Raw genomic sequence first — 1,738 nt, forward strand, 5'->3', positions numbered from 1 at the left:
CTATATGACCATCCTCCACGGTGGCGTCTGCTTCGGCTAGCCAGGCTGAGTGATGAGAGACTAACGCTACTGGCTCGACAGTTTTTAGAGACCCTGGTGTGTACAAGATATGAAGTTCAAAGGTGTCCTCGAAAATAGCCGAATTTTCGCAATTGGGTCTTTATCCCGTGCACAAGGCCGCTCAGACTGGAAAATCGCAGTAACTCTTGATCCCGAGCAAACGAAAAAAAGCTTTGGTGTATCTCACATCCCGATACTTGCCAGACGCAGGGTACTGAATGCTACCAAGCAGCCGCATTCTGCCGGCTACAAATCGAAAGTAATAATTGATGACACTCGCAACTGGCGTATTGAGCCCATCGATAAGTGTCCGATACCGCGAGTCAGTGAGCAGGAAGACAAGCGGCAGCTGTGTTTTGTGTTTAAACACCAAAGCAAACACTACTATCTTCCACAGCTTGAGTTAGCCCGGGTTCTGTTTTTCCATCATGGCTACTTAGCCCGATTATCACTGATACCTAATAGCCTTTCACAGGAGTTTGATCTCCAGGGCGTCAGCGAGCAGGGTGAAGCAACTGTTAACATCATGCCAACTTGCAACTTGCCAGATTACGTGAGAGGCGATCATGCGCTACGACGGCTCTTGGCTTGGATCTTGTTAGATGACGATGCTCGCAGGTCATTCGACAGCATAGCTCAGCTTCAGATTAAGAATGGGTATGACAAAAATAACTATCGTGTTTGGTCTTTCCAGTTTCAGCCCCCGCGGCTTGTCGGTGTTGAGCTAGCGCTTCGCGGGCATTTCGACAAGAGTCGAAATGCTTATTTTGTGTACGAAATCGATAGCATTGCTAAACTGAAGTGCGACTGTCCAAAAAGAGTTGTTTTTTTCGACCCGCGATTCGCCGATAAGCGTTCAGCGGGGGGAGTGGGCCCTAAGTCTAAATATTCGTCAGAACCTATAGCCGACATCGATGACGAAAATACTCCCGCGTCTGATCATTTGGAACTCAAGATAGATGTTCCTGCTGTAGCTTTTGAATTCATTAACCCAATTCAAACTACCCGTTCCGGGAAGAAGCGCAGATCAGTAGGAGGTAACAGTCAAGAGGGAGCTCATTCAGACCTGCCAAAAGACACCGATGGTTTAGACGTAAGTGTCGATGAGGCTAGTATTTACGGTACACGAGCCGCTGCTGATTATGATGGGCTAGACGACAAAAGTCTCGATACCCCGCTGTATACCGGTAAATTCGAGACCTTTGAAGCGATGTTGGATGAGCTGATTCGCGAGTTTGGATACCAAAACGTCCATCGAGAAATTCGAAAATTGCCGCGAATCAAAGGCTATTCTAAGAGTCTCCTCGCAGACGGGAACCCTCGTTGTCTTTACTTTCAATTGATCAGCCAAGGTTCTTCGGTTTACGCGTTGATCGAAGTAGATACCTCGGATGGCAGAAACCAGTTATCAACACTGCTGATTAAACAACGAGGTGTAGGTTCTGATTGGAACGAGCGGATCTCCGAGATAGCGAGAAAACTGGTAAAGGGGTCTCTGACTTGGCCAAAGTCTTACCTGGATGAAAAGTTTAAGCTCACCTACAAGAGAATCTCTCATCAAAGGCTCGCCTCCGATGGTGGCACCGATCTGGACCTGCAACTTATCAAATGTTGGGCACGGCGGGTAAAATCCGCGATTGATTCAGTTGAACTTCAAAAATAAGAAGCTTCTGCACAG

1 protein-coding gene is annotated in these 1,738 nt (G+C 47.5%); it reads left to right on the forward strand.

What is annotated here, in order from left to right; translation table 11 throughout:
- Window positions 1–109: 109 nt before the first annotated feature.
- Window positions 110–1,723, forward strand: coding sequence for a Tn7-like element transposition protein TnsE (locus tag WAO74_RS03015; protein WP_422159573.1), 1,614 nt, complete (start codon window positions 110–112; stop codon window positions 1,721–1,723).
- Window positions 1,724–1,738 lie beyond the last annotated feature (15 nt).

Origin of the sequence: Polaribacter sp. (genome assembly GCF_049276715.1) — a bacterium.
In the GTDB taxonomy this organism is placed as follows: domain Bacteria; phylum Bacteroidota; class Bacteroidia; order Flavobacteriales; family Flavobacteriaceae; genus Polaribacter.

Bases quoted from the DNA above. Each gene is read 5' to 3' on its own strand.
- WAO74_RS03015 (WP_422159573.1), top strand. From the start codon at position 110: ATGAAGTTCAAAGGTGTCCTCGAAAATAGCCGAATTTTCGCAATTGGG.